The organism is Ruegeria sp. C11 (assembly GCF_056537725.1).
Map to the genome: position 1 here is coordinate 498,889 of NZ_JBQFSB010000002.1, position 19,907 is coordinate 518,795.

The following is a 19,907-nucleotide window of genomic DNA, read 5'->3' on the forward strand; positions in this document are numbered from 1 at the left end:
GACATATTTCTATCCAATCAATACGTTAGAGGCGCCTTTGACTATCGTGTTCGGCGGGCCAGCCTCGACAACCTGATCCCCAAGACGGGCAGCAAAGGAACCTTGAATTTTCACGGTCAGAGAGCCGATGGCGACCGTTCCACCAACATGCGGAACAACACCGGTCACCAGCGGACAGACGTGGGTATCGACACCCACGCGCCAAGCGGGCTGTTTGCCGATCAGGACTGTCGTCGCACCTATTCCCGGCGCAAGTGGTGTGCCGTGGCTGGTCTGATCTCCGAGGCGGGCGGCAGGTTGTCCCATCAGTTTATCTCCACCAGTCCGGCTTCGATCTTGCAGCTTCCACCACCACTCAGCTTCAGCTGTGTCTGTGCCTTGATTTCAATCGTCGGGGCCGACAGTTCGATTTTGGTCTGTGCTTCCAAAGTCAGCGTGCCGTCCTTCATCGACACTTTGGTCCCCTGGCGGTCTTCAAGCGTCGCTTCACCGTCCTTCAGGAACAGGCGACTGCCATCGCTCATCTGAAGTTCGATTTCGGCGTCGGAACCATCATTGAAACGCAACTCGTGCCTGTCCGGCGTGCGAATGACCCGAACCTCGTTGCTCTCATCCGACTGGAATTCCGGCGGGGGGGCGTTGCTGTTCCAAACTCCGCCAAGAATGACGGGGTGCGAGGCATCTTCTCCGATGAACCCGACAAGCACCTCATCACCTTCATGCGGGCGGAACCATGTTCCCGTTTCATTGCCGACCATCGGCACCGCGAGCCGTGCCCAAAAGCTTGTCTCGTCATCCTGGTGCAATTCAAGCCTGACACGGATACGACCAAGCCCACTGGGGTCATGATCGCCCTGAACTGTCCCAAAGGCGAGGCCCTTGGGATAGCCGCTGCCACGATCTTCCTCGCTGCCGCCACCGGCCATGATGTTGTACATATCGTTCATAGGGATGGCTCCTGTACGCTGAGGGTTGTGGTGAAGCCGCCGCCCGAAATGTCGTGAACAACCCCACTGATCCAGTAGGTTTTTGAAAATCCCCGTCCCAATCCGTCGAAGGCGACGTTCATGTCAGGACGCAGCTCCGGCAGGCCGATGCACTCGGCGCTGCCGGTCACAAAGTCCTGCGCACGCTCCTGCAATATCGCAAGCGCGCGGGCGTCAGCCTCTTCCTGTGTGTGCACACCCGACCGGACGCGCAGGACCGGCTGAGCGGCCAATGCCCCGGCTAAGCGTTCGGGGCCGCTTTCATCACCCGGATCACGGCCTTCTTCCTGTCCGCGCTCGGCGCGGCCAACAATCTGTTCCCCGGTGGTGGCGGATGTGCCGACAACTTCGACGGCTGCAATCTGCTTGGCCAGATTGGCTTCGGGTGAAAAAGTCGTAAGGCCGCCGCCCCACGGCAGGCTGATCTCGGCCGCGTGATCGCGCCGACGCGGGCCGAAGTAAAGCTTGCGATCCGTAATGTAGAAGGTGGCCGAATTGCGCTCGGCCAGTTTTTCGAGGAAGGCCATGTCGGTTTCCTCGTTTTGGTCAATCCGGGGCTTGGAAGGCGTCGTGGCGACGATTTCCGTATCCAGCCCTTGCAAAGACGCAATGTCGGCAACGGCATCACTATCGGGAACGTCTTCCCAATTCCGGGTCTGTTTACCGATGGTAAGAGGGTACAGCTTGTCGTAACCCGCGATTTCCAGCGAGGGTGTGCCCCCGGCCCCAAAGGTGGTCTTCAATTCGGTAACGGTTCCGACGATCACCGTTTCCAGCCGCGCTGGTTCGCCATAACCAAGCTTTACTTCGACCTCGGCCCCAAAGGCGAAAAGTTCAAGGAGATCAACACGCTCTTCGGTTTCACCGGCAACGAATTCGCGATGTTCCCAATTGAACGCATTGGTGACCGTGATCGAAAACCGACCAGCGGTCTTTTCCTTCAGATCAACGTTTATCGAAGCAACCGTCAGGAACAGATCCCGCACCAGATCATCCCCGCCAACGGTGATCACAAAGGCCGGTGCGAAGTAGTCAGAATGCTTTTGTTCAAGCGTTTCGACGTCCACTGAGACTCTCCCTCGTTGCGAAACCTTCCAGCGGCGGAACGCGCATCACGTCTCCGGGTCGCAATGCCCGCAGATCCTCAACGCCGTTCTCTGCCGCGATTTGCCGCCAAAACCGGGCCTCACCATATTCCTCGGCTGCGAGTTGCCACAGCGTGGCAGCAGTCGGTCGGAAACCTTCCACTTTGCCCAGCACCCGGCGTTTTGTCTTGTCGGCAGAGTTGCGGCGTGGGCTTTCAAGCTGTTCCGAGATGGTCCGGTATTGCTTGAAGCTGACAGACAGTGTCGCGCGAACCGGTGTTCCGTCGCCCTGAAACATTGTGAACCGTTGGCTGATCTTTTCCACGATGGCCCGGAACGCGAATACGCCCCATTTGAATTCCACCCTGGGCGGCGCATGTGTGTCGGCATCGATAGACAGAAGATCGGTAAAACGTCGGGTGTCTTCTGATACATCACGACCACCACCATCCGTGTAGGTGTCGAACAGAAGGTCCATCGACAGCAGTTCCGAGTTGCCGTTGACGAATTGCAGGATCGGGTTCGACAGGCCGGGAACCGGAGTCTCCTGATAGCTTGCACCATATTCCACCGCGTATTCGGTGGGGTTGAAGTGAACGGAAAGTTCCTGATCCTTGTTGCGGCCCTCGAGGATTTTGATCGTGGCCTTGACGAGTTGAGTTGCCATGACTCACCCCCTTCCCCGCCGTTCGCGTTCGATGCGAAGGCGTTTCTGGAAACGTTGCCAAAGCTGGGCGTCCAACCGGGCAATGTCGATTTTCGGTTCCTGAGGTTTGTGGACGCGCTTTGGAACTTCGGGCTGACGTTCAGGTTGCGATTGCCAATCCGGTGACCGGAACGTCCGTTCGGCAGCACTGCGCGACATGCGCGTTGTTGTCGGTTCGTTGGCCAGCGCGGCAGAGGGTTGCTGGGCAAAGAGCCGTTGGGCAGGTGCAGAAACACTGGTTAGCGCGTCTGTTTGCTGAAGCGACCGGGTTCTTGGCGTGACCGTGTCCCCGGTCGAAGGCCGGCGGCGCCAGTCTTTTTGATTGCTCTCAGCAATCTGCGCCTCACCGATCTCGACCGGCTCGACGCCAAGATTGCGGCGCGTGACTGTGCTGATAATGTGGCGCAACGCATGGTGTTCAGTGGTACCGTAGCGGCCTGTCCGTTGTTCGACTGCGTCGCCATGGACACGTGCAGTTTTACTGGTTCGGGACGGTCCTGCGTCTTCATCTTGCATCACCGCGCGGAAGTGGAGCTTTGACAGCGCTGCCGTAAATCGACCATGGCAGGGTTTCGAAGCCTCAGCAGATCGTAAAAAGGACGGTGGCCCAGCCAAGGCGCGGTGTACGCGCTCCAGCAACGATTCCGTATGGAAATAGGACGCCTTGACGCGGTCCCGGATGTTGTGCGTGCCCCAAGTTTCCGTGCGGCTTGTTGTAATGCCCGACTTCAAGGGCTGCCGCAGTCGCTCTGCCGCAGCGTTCCATTCGTTCCAGATAACCGAGAACCGCGGCGACAGTTTGAAATTCGCGACAGACAGATTTATCGGCGCTTCCGAATGTTGCACAGGTTGCGTCGATTTTTCGACGCGGAAATGGCGATCAACCTCATGGATGTGTTCGCCGGAATGCTGCCTGGCACGACCTTGCCGAAGCATCGGCCAACCCGTGACCAGCACCCCGAAATCAGGTGGAACGACCAGAGGTCGCCGAGGTGATATCCGGGGTGCACGTTTCATTGACGGGTTAGTCCGTGATGGGCCAGTTCTACGGTCTCCACCGCGACGGCACTGCCAACAGCGTCAAGTTCCGGGCCGGTCCATTTTGTTGGGAAGGCATCCGCACATACCCAACGCCACGCTTCTTCACCCGCCTCATCCAGCAGGATCACCGACACCGTGCGGCGTTCGATCTCTCCGCGCACGACGTCCTCGTGCCAGTCCCAGAACCAGGTATCCAGAAGCCCTCTTTTCAGGGTCAGAGCTGTCTGCGTCGTCTTGATAGCCAGTTGAATTTCGTGATCGTTCACGCCGCCTTCCCGATAGGGTTCCAACTCGGTCGTCCGTTCCAACCCGCCCACGGTCTGCACACCGCCGCGATCAAGGCCCTGAGCCTCAATCCGGAAGCGGAAACTGCGATGCGGGTCAGCCATTGCGGTAACTCCTGTCTAAAGTGCAGCCAGCAGATTTTGGTTCTGCGGACCATCGAGACGGCGGTTGATGTTTGAAATCTCGGAACACCAGCGCCGCCTTTCGGCGTGGTCGAGGTCTAGAAGCTCTGTACTCGACCAGTGAAAGTGGAACGCGATAAAGGCCATCTCCTCGTAGAGCTCACCAAGGGGATAAAGCCTCAGACCTCCCCCACCAGACCGAACCCTTCCGGCCGCCCGACCGCTTGCTGGCCATGGTCTGGCAGATCGGCTTCGCCGTCGTCATTGAAAGTTTCGTAAAGCGCCTGAAGATAATTCAGATCAGACGCAAAGAACCCTTCGACGACCTTGGTGTTGATGTCGGGTACAGACCCAAGCCGGGTCACAACACGCGAAAGAACTATGATTGCCAGATAGGCAGGGTTCTGTTTCACCCGCGGATCTTTCAGTGGAAGGATCTCGTCCGCTGCTGTGGCCAGCCGCATGGTGCCGTCGCGGTGCAGATTTCCGTCGCCATCAAGATAACCTTTGGGCAGCGAAAACTCGATTTCGGTCTGAAACGCCATTTAGTTGCCCTCCTATTGAATGCGGCGGATGCCTTCGTTGGTCAGCTCCAGCGTGTCGATAGCAACCTCGTTTCCAGTCGCGTTGAGGTCGAAAAAGTCCAGCTTGGTCGGCCAGCAGTTCACGACCTCGACAGCTACGACATCTTCGCCCGCCTCGTTCTGGACGCGGATCACGACATTGCGCCGCGCATCGTCCAGAGGCGTCGCGTCATCGACGACCAACTGATGCCAGTCTGTAAGTTCCGTGCTGTCGGTGATGCCCCACTTGAGTGTGATGTTGGCGTATTTGTTCAAACCGTTGAGCTTGCGAACCGTCGTAATGTCCGTGCCTTCGCGGTATTCGATGGGTTCGTTCGAAGCGTCGCCGACAGCGACCTCGGAAAACCCGGCCTGGTCGATGCCCTCGATCTCCAACCGATAGCGGAAATTTCTGAGCGGGTCCTTACGTGCCATGTCTTAACCTCCTGACAAAGCGTCAGCTTTTGGCTTCGATGGTTTTCTGGAAAACGCGGAAGATAACAAACTCCGCGGGCCGTACCGGCGCGATGCCGATCTCGACGATGAGTTGCCCGTTGTCGATTTGCGACTGGCTCATCGTGTCGAACCCGACCGCGACCGAAAACGCCTCTTCTTCCTTGGCGCCGAACAGCGCGCCCTCGCGCCACTGAGCCCGGAGGAACAGCGTGATGGTCTGCTTGACGCGAGCCCAGAGTTGCTGGTCGTTCGGCTCGAACACCACCCATTGGGTCGAGTTGTAGATCGACGCTTCAAGAAAGATGAAAAGCCGCCGGACCGAGACGTAACGCCAGAGCGGGTCGGACGATAGCGTACGCGCACCCCACATCCGGATGCCCCGACCGGGGAAACGGCGGATACAGTTCACACCCCGGGGGTTCAGCACCTCCTGCCGACCGGTATTGATGTCATACTCCAGGTCGATCGCACCTGCGACAGGCACGTTGGCGGGGGCTTTCCAAACTCCGCGCGTGTTGTCAGTAAGCGCGTACATGCCGCAAGCTGCCGCACCGGGCGGGATTTTGGTTTTCACACCGGTTTTCGGATGTGGCGTGAAGTACCATGGGTAATAAAAGGCACCGTATTGCGTATCGATCCGGTTGCGTGGGTTTAGCCGGTCATCTGAAACAGCGTTCAGATTCGCTGCGGAATCCAACACCGCAAAGCGGAAACGATTTCGTTCGCAATGAGTTACGATGGCTTGCTGAATCGCCGCACTTGCATCGTCGGTATTGCCGATGCCGGGGGCATGGATGATGGCCACGTCGCGGTAGGCGTCCAGATTCAGCGCGGCGAGGCCGCGAAATTCCAGCGGATCGTCAAAGACATTGCCTGCATCGTCCTTGTCCCCGTCGAACTGAACCGATGTCACTGGATCGCCATCATCGCCGTTTACCATGAAGCCTGATATGACGTCCCCATCACCCGGCTGCGTGGCGTTGTCATCGTCCACTTCCAGCGTGATGAGTGCCGAGGTGGTATCCGAAATCATCTTTTTCCAATAAGCCGGACTATCCGGATCAAGCGACAGATCGTCATATTCTTCGACTGCAGCAGGCGGCGGCAGGCGTTCGTCACCACCCGGCTCAAACGGATCAAACAGATCTGCCGGATCACCACGGGTCCAATAGGCAACCTGCAATCGGAAGCCTACCGGCTCCAGCGCGTCGCCCGCATCATTCAGTTTCTGTGTGGTCGAGCGGGTGATACGCACAAAAATGCGGTTACCAAATCCGCCCGGGCCGCTTGCTTGTACCGTGTAGCCGTCACTGTCGAATTCTGCGCGCACGGCGTTCGGGCCGCAAATACGGGCGATGTAGACCCGGCGACCGCCGTTGTCGAAGAACGCCTTGATGCCAAAGGGCAAATATTTGTCGGCGGCGAAAACGTCTCCGAAAAGTCTCAGGTATTCACCATAACCGGTAACAAGCCGCGGGCGGGTTGGCCCACGTTCGGTTTCACCGATAAAGGCGGCGGTCGAGGTCGCGACACCTTCGATGGGCTTGGGACCACGTTCGATTTCCTCTACAAAAACCCCGGGGGCAAGATATTCGGGCATTTCAGATCTCCTTTATGCCGCGTTGGGGGCGGCCTCGCGCTCGGCCAGAGCGTCGGCGATCGCCTTAACGAGATTCTTGGACAGTGCGGCGTGTTCGGCCTCGGCCGACTTCAGCGCCGCCTTTGCATTCTCAAGCTCCACCCCCGCGCGGACGGCGGCAGTACGCTTTGTCTTGAAGTTCTTCCAGGCCGCGACGATTACGGGCTCCAGTTCGTCTGGCGAAACGATGGTCGGCGGGAATTTCAAAACCTTGTGCAGAAATTCCTGATCCGCCAATTCCGGGAACTCGCCAAGCGCCAGTCGCCAATAGGCTTCGCCGCGATTTGGACCGTTGCGCAGTTCCTTGATGGTAGCCATCAAACCCTGCGCCTGATTCAGCCGCGCGCCCACGCTTTGGGCAGGTTTGCGCCAGACGTCCAGTCTGGTCTTGGCGGCGGCAAGTTCTTTCTCGGCATCTTCGACAGCCTCTTCCGTGATGTCGACAATCACCTTGGCTGCGTCCAATACGTTCTTGGCGCTGCGGACTGCTTTTACAGCGTCCTCTTCGATTTTTTTGATTTCATCCAGCGCATCCTGACCCAGTGCCGCCTTCAGGGAATTGCGCAGCTTCTCGGTTTCGGAGTTCAGATAGTCTTCGTCCGCCTTCAGCTTTTCATAAACTTCTTCCGTGTACCCAGCCTTGGCTGCATCAACTTCGGCAATCAGCTTGTTCAGGTCGGCAATGTCGTCCTCCACCTGAGCTGCGGCCGCCTCGGGGCGCTTTTCCAGAAGCGCCTTGAGGATATCGGACAACCCCAGGGGCGCATCGGTGCCTGTTTCTGACCCAGTGTTACCCTCGGTGGTTTCACCACCCGTTTCCTCGACCGGAGTTGCAGCTTCGGTTTCGATTGCCGCGTCAGTCTTGGTCTTGTCATTGTCACTCATGGCATCCTCCTGGGGATCTGGATTCACGGGATCACCACGTTCACGGGCGGTGCCCATGTCTGCAGGTCTTTCACTTCATCAAGCAGTATGGCCGGGACCCCAGCCACGCCGGGCAAACGCAGAACCACGTCGGCTACCAGTGGCACCGGGCGCGGGTCGGCGTTCAGGTCCGGCGAAGGTGGGCGCAGGCGCAGTGCAAAATTCCCACGTTCATCGGTTTGCGTGCGGAAGGGATCGGCAATATCGGCGATACGGCCTTCGACCAACTGGCCCTGAACCGGTTCGTCTGCATGAGACACCGATCCCCTCACCAACATGGCTTCTCCATCTCGGATCGCGTCAGGTCTGCGGATCAGGCGGACAATGCGGGCATCTCGATCCTGCGGCATATCCACTGGGATATCCGGCGGCGCGAAGTAACCCGCGCGCGAAGGATCAAGTTTGACAATGTATTGCGGCTTTGCGACCAAACGCTCAAAGATCAGGTTTCCGGAAAGACTGGGTTTCGCCTTTGCCGCTTGCGCCGGGATCGTTGCAGTCACGCCGCGCAGGATTGGCAAGCCGGTGAAATCATCAACCGGCGTCACCACCACGTCCAGCGGATAGACGCCCTGATCAAAAGGATGGATGGCAAAGTTGTGGGTCATGGCGCCCCCTCCAGCCCTGCGCTTGCGCGATAGTTGCGTGGCGCTGCGGATTGACCGAACCCAAGCCTGCGTTCTTCAATCGGCACACCGCGCATCACATCACCGGCTTCGATGAACACCGGCGAGGCGAGGTAGACGACAGAGGTCACATAGCTGGAACTGACAAAAAGGCCCCAAATGCGGCTAAGTTCCTCCATTGGATAAGGCTCGGCCGTCAGCCTCACGTCCTGATCCGGAAGAAGCGCCCCACCAAGTGTCGGGTTCGCGTGGATTCCGGCGATAATTTCACCCAGACGCTCCAACTCACTTGGTTCGGTCGCGCCTTCGGGACGAAAAACGCTGATGAGATAACGGATGTCCATCGGCAGCGCATTGCGCGGTCGCGGGTCCGGGTCGTCATTCCTGCTGTAGCGCTCGGAATTGCGCATCTCGGGATTGGGAACAAGATGAAACGGGAACAGCGATACGATGCGATCACCGATCTGCCCCTTTGCAGGCGGCCCGATAAAGATCAGGTCATCTGGCGCGCCCGGAACTGTCAGCGACTGATGCACCAGCTTCTGAAACGCGCGCGTGGTCTGGCTGATCGCGTTGGTGCTCATGCATGCACCTCCCGTTCGGTGGCACAATCGTTCCAGGCAATCGATTTCTCGGTGCTGAACATGCCGTTCTTGATCAGTTCGGCGCGCGTGGCCGTCATCACGTGGCGCATGTGAATTTCTTCACAACCGGCTGCTGCTGCATGGAATGCGGCATTGACTGCGATGGACTGAATCGAACCACCAGACAAAGGCAGACGACGGGCAAGAAAAGCCGTATCCACATCTTCTGCGCATTTCGCGGTGTCGGGAATTGCGACTTGCCAGATGCGCTCACGCTCGGCTTCGGCAGGCATGGTGAAATCGATGCAGAACCGCAATCTGCGCAGGAATGCCGTGTCGATGTTGTTCTTGAGGTTCGTGGTCAGGATCACCAAACCTTCGTAGGCTTCGATCCGCTGCAGCAGGTAAGCGACCTCGACATTCGCATGGCGATCGTGCGCATCCTTGATCTCGGTTCGTTTACCAAACAGCGCGTCGGCCTCATCGAACAGAAGCACGGCCGAGGCGGCCTCGGCAGCCGCAAAGCAGGCGTCGATGTTCTTTTCAGTCTCACCAATGTACTTTGATACGCAACGGGACAGTTCGACCTGCATGAGTTCGACACCCAGCGCCCGGGCTATTACCTGTGCGCACATGGTCTTGCCTGTCCCGGACGGGCCCGAGAACAACGCACCGACACCTCGCCCATATGGCAATCGCGAGGCAAATCCCCAATCATCCAACACCTGAGCCGAATGGCGCACGTGATCGGGGATGCTGGCCACCTGCTGCCGGACCGTCTCGGACAAAACAATATCGTTCCAGCCAAAAATTGCAGGCGGACGGCGAACGGTCTCAGGTGCGTGACGCGCTGCAACTGCACGTGCGGCATTCAGGATGAGCTCTTCATCAGTGGCGTCGGATCCAAGTCGGCGACGACCGGCAGCCATGCGTGTGACGGCATCAATGTCAGCTATCGGCAAGCGTAGCGTTCCACCCAGCCTGCGCGCCTGATCCGAGGTCAATGACAGACCGTGATCTGTTGCGGCCGATTGCCAACGGCGCACTGTGACGCCAATTCCGGCACGGTGCACCCGCAAGGCGACCGCGTCTCCGTCAACCGGGGCTGCGTGCGATCCAACAACGATCACACCCGGCAGTAGATCGGAGATATCGGACCCGAAAAAGGCTGCGCGCTGATTTTCCGCGAGAGCCTCAGAGTTTTCGAACACAACCACGGCGTTGTTCAGGCATGCAGTTAGGCTGCAATCGGCGATCCGATTACCGAAGCCGTCACCCGCCAGTGCCTGGCAATCAATGCGCAACACAGCAAAACCCGCTGCACGCACAGCTACCGAGATTTCGTCTGCCGTAGCCGGGCCATCACCAACAGCCAGGATCGTAGGCTGGTTCGCCACGCCGAGCATACTGGCGATGGCTTCGGCCAGTTCCTGCTGCGGTGGCAGCCCCTCGTCCTGTAGACGCCAGCCCATTCCCTGCCGCCGCCGCGCGCCGATTAGTTGTGTCAACAGAACATTCGAAGCCCGGTAACCTGGCTGGGGCGCGTCCCCATCATCATGGCGGATCGCGCGCAGGCGCGCGAAAAGGCGGCAACCTGCCATCAGAGCAGCCACATCGGCACCGATATAATCGGGCCCAAGCAGTCGCGCCAATGTTGTGGCGTTGGGACGGGGCGAGCCATAGTCGTTTTGAAGAACACCCACCGCCTGCGCGTATCGGTAATCAAGATCAGGCGCGGCAACCAGGCACAACAGACGAATTTCCTGCGGATCCTGCGCCACGACGCGCAACGGGCTGGATTGCCAGGTCCTGGCGGATTGCAACGCGCCGAAGCGCCTGGCCACCTCGTCCCGGGTCATGGGCGCACCGGCGGAAAAGGTTTGGGCAAGATGGGTAACGTCGCCGATCCAGGCTGTTGACATCTCCGAACCGCGCGCCTCGGCCAGTTCGGCCAGTGCATTTGCAAAAACGGCGTCGAGCCATGCAACAACCGGTGCCAGCACCGAGGTTTCGGAACTTCGGAAATGCGGCAACGAACACGGAGCATGGTTGGGTGTATCCAGCCCAAGCGAAAGAACGCGTGGCGGGGGAATGTCGGTGCAGAGACGAATTGCCGCCCGCAGACGCGACCGGTCGACCTGGCGCAGTGCGATCTGGATGTCCGGCTCTTCAGAAGACATGAAAATCACTGCAACACTGTCGGATTTGGGCTGCAGATCGGGACGCTCAACACCGTCGCGCGCCTCAAGTATAACAACGACGTTTTCGTCACTTTCCATCAGGTTTTCAGCCTGAGAGTCGTCGGTCATCAGGCTGACATCAAAGTCCGGATCATCGCGCAACAAGCTTGAAAGTCCCTCGGCGAAAACCCGACGTTCGAATTGACCTATCAGGACACGGATGTGTGGCATCGTTTCCCCCGAAGCGCAGTACTTTCAGGATCGCCGCAGGGTGGATTCAGCGTGAGTCCCCAAGGTCACGGAAACGACCTATGCCAATGGGACGAAGTTTATCGGCTGCGTATAGGCCGTTTGTCACAGGCCTTGCCTTTGTTTCGGAACGGCGCTGCGTTCGCACCATTCACACCAACGATGTATGATGACTTGGCAAACCTGAATCGGGGGATGTGCGACATGCAGAATTCATTGATACGACGACTTGTAAACACCGCCACCGGTTTGAGCGTGGCCATAGTTTTGTCTTCGACTAACGCATCTGCGGACCAAAGTGATGCCGAGAAGGCCTTGGAAACATTTAATACCGCAATGCTTTCGATATTTCATCGCGGTCAGGATGAACTGACTGCTGATACGCGGCCCATCATGGTGATTGCGCGCGACGTTACCGTACTCTCGAAAGATGGCGAGGCAAGCTATCCAAGGAATGCTCCGCGCTATCAGCACCTCAAATCCGTAACGCATGTGCTTTTGGGTATCATCGGCGCTGTTACGCCATGGCCGGAAGGTATTGCCGACGAAGAACGCTGGAAACGCGAATTTTCAAATATTTCGACGGAAATCGATACGCTTCTTGCTGCAATTGGTGATCTCGGCCTGCCGGAAGATTCATTGGTCAGCCAGCAGGAGATGCTTGAGAAGGCACGCTCTTTCACAAAAAATGCAGTTAGCCAGAATGAACTTACCCGCGAAGCCGTCTTCAAGGTTATCAACGACATCCGCCCGATATGGGCACAAAACATGCGTGAAGCTGCGCGCGCTGAATTAATCGCTCTCCACGCCGCCGTATCTGATGCGCGTGCCGCGATGAGTGATGATGATTGGGCAGCGATGTATGTGGTACACCACGGGGGCTCCAGTGTTGAAAACGTCAACGTTGTACTTTTGTACCTGCAGCGTGTGATGCCGAAAAAGGTAGCGGCCGGTCAGGTAATGTTTGCGGAAAACGCACATGGAAAAGACGCTTTGGCAAAGCATGTCGGCTATGTGAGGATGCAACGGAACGTCGGCACATGGGCATTCGGAGACCCGGGACGGATGGAAGTCGATCTTTTGGGGTATGAGGCTGGTTCTATTCTGGACGAGATGATCCAGGCCTCTCCGCAACTGGATGCTGTCTCCAGATGAATGCATCAACGTTAACAACGTCCCGTAACGTCTGTTCTGCTAAGGAATTGAACCAGTTTTCCATGGCCGGGCCGTGAAAAATTGGTTTTTGATGGCGGTCAGGAGACCGGACCGAAGCCGTCGACCCATTAACAGTTCCACTCGGAATGATCGGGTAATTTCACCGAAGGAACGGCGTGGTGCAATATGGTCATGAGAATTCCATCCTGGCTATGAAAAAAAGACATTTCGCTTCGATTTGGCTAGGTTACACGCAGGGATGCTGCCAAAATGATCTAGGATCGATGCCAACGAACCCTATGGATTCGTGCCGTCTGGCAAATTCATGTTTCCGGGGAACAACAACAATCCTCTCGGCGACTCAAACACCCAACGAACCGGGCGTGTGGGCTCGACCAAATATAGGTTTTGCGTTATGTAAATAGTTATCCAGGGTTGTTATGTATCTCGATTGTTTCGATCTTGCGCACAGGCCGTTTGCGATCACACCAGACTTGGACTTTACGTACTGGTCGGAAAATTACAGGCGTGCCTTTGACACGATAAAGGCCGAGCTACTCCGGAATGCGCCCGTTACGGTGCTGATCGGGAAAACCGGCGCAGGCAAGACGCTTTTGACAAACGCGCTGAGCAACGATCCGGATATCCTTCGAAACCACCAGATTCTGCTGATGACCAATATGCTTGGCAATGCCGCCGACATCCGGCAGCGGTTGATGGTTGCCATGGGTAAAACTGCGACCAGTGTACCCGCTGAGATCGAAATTGCCTGGGGTCTGGACGAAATCAAAAAGGCGGGGAGGACTCCGCTCATCATCGCGGACGAGGCGCAAAACCTGTCACCCGAAGGGTCCGCGGTGCTTGGCGCAATTTCAGACGGTAGCAACTCCGGTCCGGTGCCCATTCTGCTTGCCGGTCAGGCTGAACTTGGCGGCCTTCTGAGGCAACTGGGCTACCAGACGCTACGGAAACAGATCGGCGAAACGGTCCAGTTGCGGGATTTGCCCGTTGGTGAAATCGAGGCGTATATCCGCACTCGCCTGACCCGGGCAGGCGCAAAAACCAATCTGTTCACAGCGGATGCGGCGCAATATATCCACAAGAAGGCGGGCGGAATTCCACGCCTGATCAACAAGCTATGCGAAGCGCTGCTGTTTCTTGCTGCGCAGGAAGACCTGAGGGTTATCGACCATCCTGCCGCGCAACGGCTTTTCCACCAATGTATTGACCCGATAACCCTGGCGCTTCGGCTGGGAACCGTTGAACGGGTGATTTTGCCGGAACCCGGCGAGGTAGTCAGCGCGCCGGTGTCGCCCTTCAAGGAAAAGGTGGAAGTGCCAAGGGTTCTGAGGCCTGCTCGCGCCCATCCCATTGAGGCGTCACCACCGGTCCTGAATGACCCGGTCGTTTCGGCGCGTGTGCCGCGAAGAAGGCTGGTCGTGGCGGGATTTTTTGGTTGTCTGACTGCCGTGATCGTTTTCCTGAACCCGTGGGTGCAGACTTTGCTGACCAATGACCTTCCAATCAGACCCACGCCAGAGAATGTCGTGACAGTCCCGGAAGATGCGCTGGTTCAGGACGAAGTTGCTGTGACTGAAGCGCAGCCGGTCGGGGAACTGGTAACGGAAGCCTTTGAACCCAACCCGGAGCCTGCCCCACAGCCGGTGCAAGGTCTGTCAGGTACCGCACCCCTACCCGCCAAAAGTACAGCGCCTGCGACTCCATCCACTTCCCCGACCGGCCCCTTACCCAAGACACTGCCGGATACGGCCAAACTGACCGCAGGCACGAGTTCAGAGACGGTTAGCTCCACTGCTAGGCCTCAGACAGCCGCCAATAGCGAAGCAGAGGATTTGTCCGATCTGATCAAACCGGTTGCCGCTGAACCTGCGCCCGAGGCCGAAGTTTTTTTTCAGGATGCGCTGAACAGCGTGGATACCCGAGACATGGCAGTTTTGTACACTCGGGCTGCGTTGCGCGGACATGAACGCGCAGCGAGGTATCTTGCACAGATGTTCGAAACCGGTGATGGGGTCGTCTATGCACCGTCTGTAGCAGCGCGTTGGCACAGTTTGGCCAGCGGTGAAGAATTAATGGATGACACGAGCACACCCCAGCCGGAAACAACGCCTAATCCGTTGTTCTCAGAAGTGAATTCAGATGAACTTGAACTGATCTGGGAAGGCGAAGCGCCCGCTTTCACAATCGAAATTGCAAGCGATACGGGTCAGATTCTGGGGCGGTTTGATACCTCACTGACTGCAGCCCGGCTGCCCCCCCCAGATGCCGCAGCGGTCTGGAGAGTCACAAGTAGAGGTACCGCACCAAGCGACTGGCAGATCATCGAAGGTAGCAGCCAGCGCTAAAGCGGCAGCGTAGCAACTGTCAGCAGCCGATAGTCGCACAGATTCTGTCACGATAAACAGCGTTTGCCGGGCTATCGGTGTCTACCTGCACCGACACCGGAACACAGTTCAGGACATAGTCCGCAGCCAACCCCTGATTGACACAGCCACCTATTTCCCACCCGGGTGGAATATCGTTCAGATCAACTTGTTTCCACTTGGGATGGCCGTTCTGCTGCAACGCCGAAAATTGTGTCAGAATCAGATTTGAGACATCCGCAACCGCGTCGCAACTGAGCCTGTGATACGCATTTCGGCGGGGTTCGTATTCATAGGTCATCAAGACCGCTTTCACAGCAACAACGTCGATCGGTTCCGAAACGAATGAATACGTGCCCTCCGGAATTTGGGCCGGAGTGTAAACTGCCTGCAGAACCGGATCCACGATCGGCAGCAGATGAAATGCTGTCGGATCCACATCAGCTTCGGCAAACAACCGTGTCGGCGCTCCGGCAACGTAGAAGAAGGCGTCGATGTCTCCGCTTTTCAGCCGCGCCATGGAATCGTCAGGCCCGATCGTCAGAGTTTCTGCAGGCCTGACACCGATCAGATCCAACAACAGTGAGGCCGTCAGAAAAGTGCCACTGTCAGCCACACCCACTGCCACCCGCTTGCCATTCAAATCGTCCGTTGATTTGATGTCCTTGGAGGCGAGGATGTGAACCTCTTCGTTGTACAGCGGAAACGCAATGCGAACACCGGCAACGGCCCGTGCGATGTTGGGATCATTGGCGGAATAGGTCTTGAGGTATTCAAGAACATCGCTTTGTACAATTCCGAATTGCGTAGCCCTGCGTTTGCGTACGCCCAGAAAATTCTCAAGCGAACCCGCGCTCTCGTTGACGATCAGGGTCTGGCCGCAACCTGCCATCAAATTCGAAATGTCGCGACCGAACTGGATATAGGTGCCTGTCGGACCTCCGGTCAGAATGTTCTTTTCGAATTCTTGTGCTGTCGCTCGATTTGCGCCCAGGCACAAAGCCCCTACCACCATCAGCGCCTTAAAAAAGTACTTGTTAATACTGGTCATCTTTTTCCCCGTCCCGATAATGCGGTTCATCTCAGCAACGGCCAAGATCGCGAATAAGAGATACAAGCGTTTGTCGGTTGATCGTTATAAATACGGCTTCCAGTGCATCATGCGTGCAAACTCCGTTCGCTAATAATCTCTGTAATTCGTTTCGCTCCTGCGGCGTGGCCTGTTCCAATCCCGGAGCAGCGGCGATAGCGCGTGTGATGCGTGCGGGTTGCAACGCGATCTTACGACGATCTGCGGCCCCCGGATCCGCATCCTCTGGCGCAGGCTCCGCAACAACTGGGGCTGTCGCTTCCTCCAACTCGGCCTTCAACAGGTCGAGAGCGGCCATAGTCTCGTCCTTTTCGGTTCGGAACGCTTCCAATTGGGTTCTCAGCACTTCTGCACTGGCGGCAATTGCATCCCGTTCCGCCTGTGCGGCGCGAATTTCCGATTTTATCGCATCATGTTCGGCAACCGCCTCATCTCGTGCCTTTTGTGCCCCTTGCATGAGTTTCTCGGCTGTCTGCCGCGCCTCATCGCTTTCGGCAATCTGGTTGTTCAAGTCGTCATGTGTTTTCTGCAACTGCGTAAGCCCGGCCTGCAGTGTATCCCGTTCCGTCTTGGCGGCCTTTGTCTGCTCCAGGACCAACTCACGGGCAGCGGTCAAATCGGCAAGTTCTGCAGTGGCGGCCTTGGTCTGATCCACAACCGCATCACGGGCACTGTTCAGATCGGCCTGCTTCGCCTCGGCAGCCTCGGTTGATGCGGTCAGCTCTGACCGGGACTTGTCTATTTCTGCCAACAGATCATTAAGTTCCGTACGAGATTCTTCGGTCTTGGAAATAACATCCGCTTCATCACGACGAAGGTTCTCGAGCTCTTTCAAAAGCTGGCCGTGCTCACCCTGAACCTTCTGAAGTTGCGTATAGGCGTCCTGCAGGCGCTTTTCGGTCTCCTGAACATCAGCCTCTAGCGTGGCAATGACCCTCCGGAAAGAAGCCGCCTTGCGTGACAGCAGTTCAACCGCATTTTCGTCTATTGATGGGTTGTCCGCAGGCTCGGACGTCTGGGCCTGCGCGCCCCGCGCAAAGCACGTTACGCACAATAATGCTGTCAAAACCGTAACTCGTAAAATCAGCAACATTACGTCAAACCTAGGAAATAGTGAGAAATTTTACCACATTCCGGCGAAAATCTAAAGAAATGTTATTTTGCAGACCTTTCAAATGTGCTGTCAGACAAATTCTAAACAGTCTTAGTTTAGCAAATAGGGCTGATCTTTATACCACGTAAAAAGCGCGCCACTTGGCGAGAGCGGCAAACTTCTGCAAACATCGCACGCGCCTGAAACGCTGCATCGTGCGTTCTCGTCGTCGAAACGGGAGGTGCGAATTCTCAACACGGTTGTTGAGCCACCTGCCCGCCTCAACCCAAATTCTTCTGACAAGACCCCCTGCCCTGTCTGTCTCACGCCGGTTTCATATGGCATCTTAGTCGCTGTCGATGACGTCCTGTCGCTGAACGCCCAATCCATCAATCCCAAGTTCAATTTGGTCCCCGTGCCTGAGGTAAATTTGGGGGTTCAAACCCATACCTACACCGGGGGGAGTGCCCGACGAGATTATGTCGCCCGGATGCAAGGTCATGAACTGGCTCAAATGTGATAAGCAATGGGCGACCCCATAGACCATGGTTCTTGTTGAACCGTTCTGGCGCATAACACTATTGACCTTGAGCCACATCCCGAGGTTCTGGGGATCACCCGCCTCATCCTTTGTCACAAGCCACGGACCAATTGGGCCAAAGTGGTCTGCCGACTTGCCCTTGCTCCATTGACCAGCCCGTTCCAGTTGAAACGCACGTTCCGAAACATCGTTGATGACGCAGTACCCCGCTACGTAATCAAGCGCGTCGGCTTCAGATACGTATTGCGCCCGCTTGCCGATCACGACGCCGAGCTCAACCTCCCAATCCGTCTTTGTTGATCCTCTCGGAATAATCACAGGGTCGTTTGGCCCGCAAATGGCCGAGGTAGCCTTCATGAACAAAACCGGCTCGGGAGGAACTTCCATACCCGACTCCGCGGCATGGTCAGAATAGTTCAATCCAATGCACATGAATTTGCCGGTTCCAGCAACGCAAGGGCCAAGACGCGGGTCACCATCGACAACGGGCAAAGTTGTCAAATCCAGTTTTCCAAGGTCAGCCAAAGACGATGGGTCAAGTGCTTCACCAGCGACATCATCGATAATACTTGAGAGATCACGGATGTTGCCGTCACCGTCCAAAGCACCGGGTTTCTCCTGCCCTTCCGGGCCATAACGCAAGAGTTTCATGCCTGTTCCTTTGTTCGCATCAAGTGGCCGTCCAGCCACCGTCAATGAGATGTGTCGTGCCAGTGGTAAAGCCTGAGCCGTCCGAGGCCAGGTAAACAACCAGTTCAGCAATTTCTTCGGCAGTGGCCAGACGCCCCATCGGCTGTCGCGCAACAAAGGCCATACGCGCAGTATCGTAATCTCCCATGGCCCGCATACGACCTTCTAGCGAAGGGGATTGCACAGTGCCCGGACAGATCGCATTGCAGCGGATACCTTGCGAAATGAAATCGGCAGCAACTGACTTTGTCATGCCGATCACAGCGGCCTTGGTCGCCCCATAGGAAAACCGGTTGGGAGCCGCGATGATCGAGGAAACCGCAGACGACATGTTAATGATCGAGCCTCCGCCGCCATCGATCATTCCCGGCAAAAAGGCGCGCATCATTCGGAACATGGCTGTCACGTTCAGATCGACGGAAAATGCCCAAGCATCATCGTCGCAATCCAAGACGGTGTCATGACCCACGAAACCGGCACAGTTGAACAGCACGTTCACAGGACCGATTTCGTCTTTAGCCGTCGTGATGGCTTGCGGGTCGCATACGTCGAGAAGCCGCGTCGTGATACCCGCATCTGCCAACTCAACCAGTGTTTCAGCATTTATATCAGTGGCGATAACCTCGCCGCCCTCTGCTTGCATGGCCAGCGCCGAGGCGCGACCAATCCCTTGCCCAGCGGCGGTTACAAGGCATTTTTTTCCTGCCAATCGGCCCAAAATCTAATCTCCCTTGGTTTCCTAGAAATTCACTCAATAGGTGGCGCGACCACCCGACAGATCGAACACAGCCCCGGTGGTAAAACTGTTTTCTCGATCACAGAGCCAAGCGATCATGTCTCCGGCTTCTTCTACCTTTAGGAAGCGATTGCGAGGGATCTTTGACAGCATGTAGTTGATGTGCTCCTCGCTCATCTGATCGAAAATCCGCGTGCGTGCCGCAGCAGGTGTGACGCAATTAATCGAGATGTCTTGCAACGCGTTTTCCTTGCCCACGCTCTTAGTAATTGCCATGACCGCCGCCTTTGACGCCGAATAGGCTGAGGCGTTGGGATTGCCTTCTTTACCGGCGACCGACGCTATGAGAACGATACGCCCATAGTTCCGCGCCTTCATGCCTGGCAGAAGTGCTCGAAGCACGTGAAAGCTCCCGTCAACATTGATGGCCTGAATCTGCTTCCAGTCTGCCAGAGGATAAGAGTCGATCTCGACATTTGGCCCGGCAATTCCAGCGCTGTTTACCGCCATGTCCACGGGGCCCAGCTGTTCTTCGGTGGTCGCCAGTGCTTCGGAGACCTTCTCCCATTGCGAGATGTCCACGCGAACCGCCAGAGACTTGATCCCATGTTCCTCCTCAAGAGCCTTGGCCGAGGTGATGGCAAGGTCCAGATCCGTGTCCCAAAGTGCAACTGCAGCGCCTTGAGAGGCGAGCTTTCTTGCACATGCAAAACCGATACCTTGCGCACCCCCAGTGACGATGGCGATCTGTCCTGATTTCTGCCCTGTCATT

21 protein-coding genes and 1 pseudogene are annotated in these 19,907 nt (G+C 56.9%); 2 read left to right on the plus strand and 20 right to left on the minus strand.

The window, feature by feature from the left end; translation table 11 throughout:
• Nucleotides 1-9: 9 nt before the first annotated feature.
• From ACR0NA_RS05610 to ACR0NA_RS05675, 14 genes are read right to left on the minus strand one after another with little or no spacing between them, the layout of a single operon-like run.
• Nucleotides 10-306 (minus strand): PAAR domain-containing protein, encoded by a 297-nt coding sequence (locus ACR0NA_RS05610; protein WP_170650590.1) that lies wholly within the window; start codon nucleotides 304-306, stop codon nucleotides 10-12.
• Nucleotides 306-947 (minus strand): phage baseplate assembly protein V, encoded by a 642-nt coding sequence (locus ACR0NA_RS05615; RefSeq protein ID WP_480449053.1) that lies wholly within the window; start codon nucleotides 945-947, stop codon nucleotides 306-308. The genes ACR0NA_RS05610 and ACR0NA_RS05615 overlap by 1 nt, the downstream gene beginning before the upstream one ends.
• Nucleotides 944-2,053 (minus strand): contractile injection system protein, VgrG/Pvc8 family, encoded by a 1,110-nt coding sequence (locus ACR0NA_RS05620; protein ID WP_170650592.1) that lies wholly within the window; start codon nucleotides 2,051-2,053, stop codon nucleotides 944-946. Before ACR0NA_RS05620 ends, ACR0NA_RS05615 begins: the two co-directional genes overlap by 4 nt.
• Complete coding sequence (locus tag ACR0NA_RS05625; RefSeq protein ID WP_480726830.1) at nucleotides 2,034-2,738, minus strand: CIS tube protein; 705 nt, start codon at nucleotides 2,736-2,738, stop codon at nucleotides 2,034-2,036. The genes ACR0NA_RS05620 and ACR0NA_RS05625 overlap by 20 nt, the downstream gene beginning before the upstream one ends.
• Before the next feature lie 3 nt (nucleotides 2,739-2,741).
• The gene (locus ACR0NA_RS05630; protein WP_480726833.1) at nucleotides 2,742-3,794 is read right to left on the minus strand and encodes a hypothetical protein; all 1,053 of its coding nucleotides are present in this window, start codon (nucleotides 3,792-3,794) and stop codon (nucleotides 2,742-2,744) included.
• On the minus strand, nucleotides 3,791-4,207 hold the full coding sequence (locus ACR0NA_RS05635; protein WP_170650595.1) for a phage tail protein: 417 nt from the start codon (nucleotides 4,205-4,207) through the stop codon (nucleotides 3,791-3,793). Before ACR0NA_RS05635 ends, ACR0NA_RS05630 begins: the two co-directional genes overlap by 4 nt.
• A gap of 15 nt (nucleotides 4,208-4,222) precedes the next feature.
• A complete protein-coding gene (locus ACR0NA_RS05640) occupies nucleotides 4,223-4,408 on the minus strand; it encodes a DUF6760 family protein (RefSeq protein WP_480726983.1) in 186 nt (61 codons plus the stop codon).
• Nucleotides 4,405-4,770 (minus strand): hypothetical protein, encoded by a 366-nt coding sequence (locus tag ACR0NA_RS05645; protein WP_480726838.1) that lies wholly within the window; start codon nucleotides 4,768-4,770, stop codon nucleotides 4,405-4,407. The genes ACR0NA_RS05640 and ACR0NA_RS05645 overlap by 4 nt, the downstream gene beginning before the upstream one ends.
• 12 nt (nucleotides 4,771-4,782) lie before the next feature.
• Nucleotides 4,783-5,223 carry a phage tail protein gene (locus tag ACR0NA_RS05650; protein ID WP_170650596.1) on the minus strand — a complete coding sequence of 147 codons (441 nt, stop codon included), beginning with the start codon at nucleotides 5,221-5,223 and terminating at the stop codon, nucleotides 4,783-4,785.
• 22 nt (nucleotides 5,224-5,245) lie between these two features.
• Nucleotides 5,246-6,844 carry a phage tail sheath family protein gene (locus tag ACR0NA_RS05655; RefSeq protein WP_480726841.1) on the minus strand — a complete coding sequence of 533 codons (1,599 nt, stop codon included), beginning with the start codon at nucleotides 6,842-6,844 and terminating at the stop codon, nucleotides 5,246-5,248.
• Between the two features lie 12 nt (nucleotides 6,845-6,856).
• Nucleotides 6,857-7,768 (minus strand): hypothetical protein, encoded by a 912-nt coding sequence (locus tag ACR0NA_RS05660; RefSeq protein WP_480726844.1) that lies wholly within the window; start codon nucleotides 7,766-7,768, stop codon nucleotides 6,857-6,859.
• Nucleotides 7,769-7,791: 23 nt separating this feature from the next.
• Nucleotides 7,792-8,415 carry a hypothetical protein gene (locus tag ACR0NA_RS05665; RefSeq protein WP_480726847.1) on the minus strand — a complete coding sequence of 208 codons (624 nt, stop codon included), beginning with the start codon at nucleotides 8,413-8,415 and terminating at the stop codon, nucleotides 7,792-7,794.
• Nucleotides 8,412-9,017, minus strand: coding sequence for a Pvc16 family protein (locus tag ACR0NA_RS05670; protein ID WP_480726848.1), 606 nt, complete (start codon nucleotides 9,015-9,017; stop codon nucleotides 8,412-8,414). Before ACR0NA_RS05670 ends, ACR0NA_RS05665 begins: the two co-directional genes overlap by 4 nt.
• Nucleotides 9,014-11,428, minus strand: a complete 2,415-nt coding sequence (locus tag ACR0NA_RS05675; RefSeq protein ID WP_480726850.1) for an AAA family ATPase — start codon at nucleotides 11,426-11,428, stop codon at nucleotides 9,014-9,016. The genes ACR0NA_RS05670 and ACR0NA_RS05675 overlap by 4 nt, the downstream gene beginning before the upstream one ends.
• A gap of 180 nt (nucleotides 11,429-11,608) precedes the next feature.
• Here ACR0NA_RS05675 and ACR0NA_RS05680 point away from each other — a divergent pair, with 180 nt between their 5' ends.
• Together ACR0NA_RS05680 and ACR0NA_RS05685 are read left to right on the plus strand one after the other, a co-directional pair.
• Nucleotides 11,609-12,601 carry a hypothetical protein gene (locus tag ACR0NA_RS05680; protein ID WP_480726852.1) on the plus strand — a complete coding sequence of 331 codons (993 nt, stop codon included), beginning with the start codon at nucleotides 11,609-11,611 and terminating at the stop codon, nucleotides 12,599-12,601.
• Nucleotides 12,602-13,095: 494 nt separating this feature from the next.
• Nucleotides 13,096-14,967, plus strand: a complete 1,872-nt coding sequence (locus tag ACR0NA_RS05685; protein WP_480726854.1) for an ExeA family protein — start codon at nucleotides 13,096-13,098, stop codon at nucleotides 14,965-14,967.
• Between the two features lie 19 nt (nucleotides 14,968-14,986).
• Here the strand turns inward: ACR0NA_RS05685 and ACR0NA_RS05690 are convergent, their stop codons facing one another.
• The 6 genes and pseudogenes from ACR0NA_RS05690 to ACR0NA_RS05715 all read right to left on the minus strand — a co-directional run bounded on the left by ACR0NA_RS05690 (nucleotide 14,987) and on the right by ACR0NA_RS05715 (nucleotide 19,906).
• Nucleotides 14,987-16,036, minus strand: a complete 1,050-nt coding sequence (locus ACR0NA_RS05690) for a TAXI family TRAP transporter solute-binding subunit (RefSeq protein WP_480726857.1) — start codon at nucleotides 16,034-16,036, stop codon at nucleotides 14,987-14,989.
• Nucleotides 16,037-16,067: 31 nt separating this feature from the next.
• Complete coding sequence (locus ACR0NA_RS05695) at nucleotides 16,068-17,141, minus strand: hypothetical protein (protein ID WP_480726859.1); 1,074 nt, start codon at nucleotides 17,139-17,141, stop codon at nucleotides 16,068-16,070.
• A gap of 193 nt (nucleotides 17,142-17,334) precedes the next feature.
• Nucleotides 17,335-17,451, minus strand: a pseudogene (locus tag ACR0NA_RS05700) (DDE-type integrase/transposase/recombinase); the annotation flags it as partial.
• Nucleotides 17,452-17,514: 63 nt separating this feature from the next.
• Nucleotides 17,515-18,360, minus strand: coding sequence for a fumarylacetoacetate hydrolase family protein (locus tag ACR0NA_RS05705; protein ID WP_480726861.1), 846 nt, complete (start codon nucleotides 18,358-18,360; stop codon nucleotides 17,515-17,517).
• Between the two features lie 19 nt (nucleotides 18,361-18,379).
• Nucleotides 18,380-19,120: an SDR family oxidoreductase gene (locus ACR0NA_RS05710; protein WP_480726985.1), complete on the minus strand. Its 741-nt coding sequence runs from the start codon at nucleotides 19,118-19,120 to the stop codon at nucleotides 18,380-18,382.
• Nucleotides 19,121-19,150: 30 nt separating this feature from the next.
• Nucleotides 19,151-19,906 carry an SDR family NAD(P)-dependent oxidoreductase gene (locus ACR0NA_RS05715; protein ID WP_480726865.1) on the minus strand — a complete coding sequence of 252 codons (756 nt, stop codon included), beginning with the start codon at nucleotides 19,904-19,906 and terminating at the stop codon, nucleotides 19,151-19,153.
• Nucleotide 19,907 lies beyond the last annotated feature (1 nt).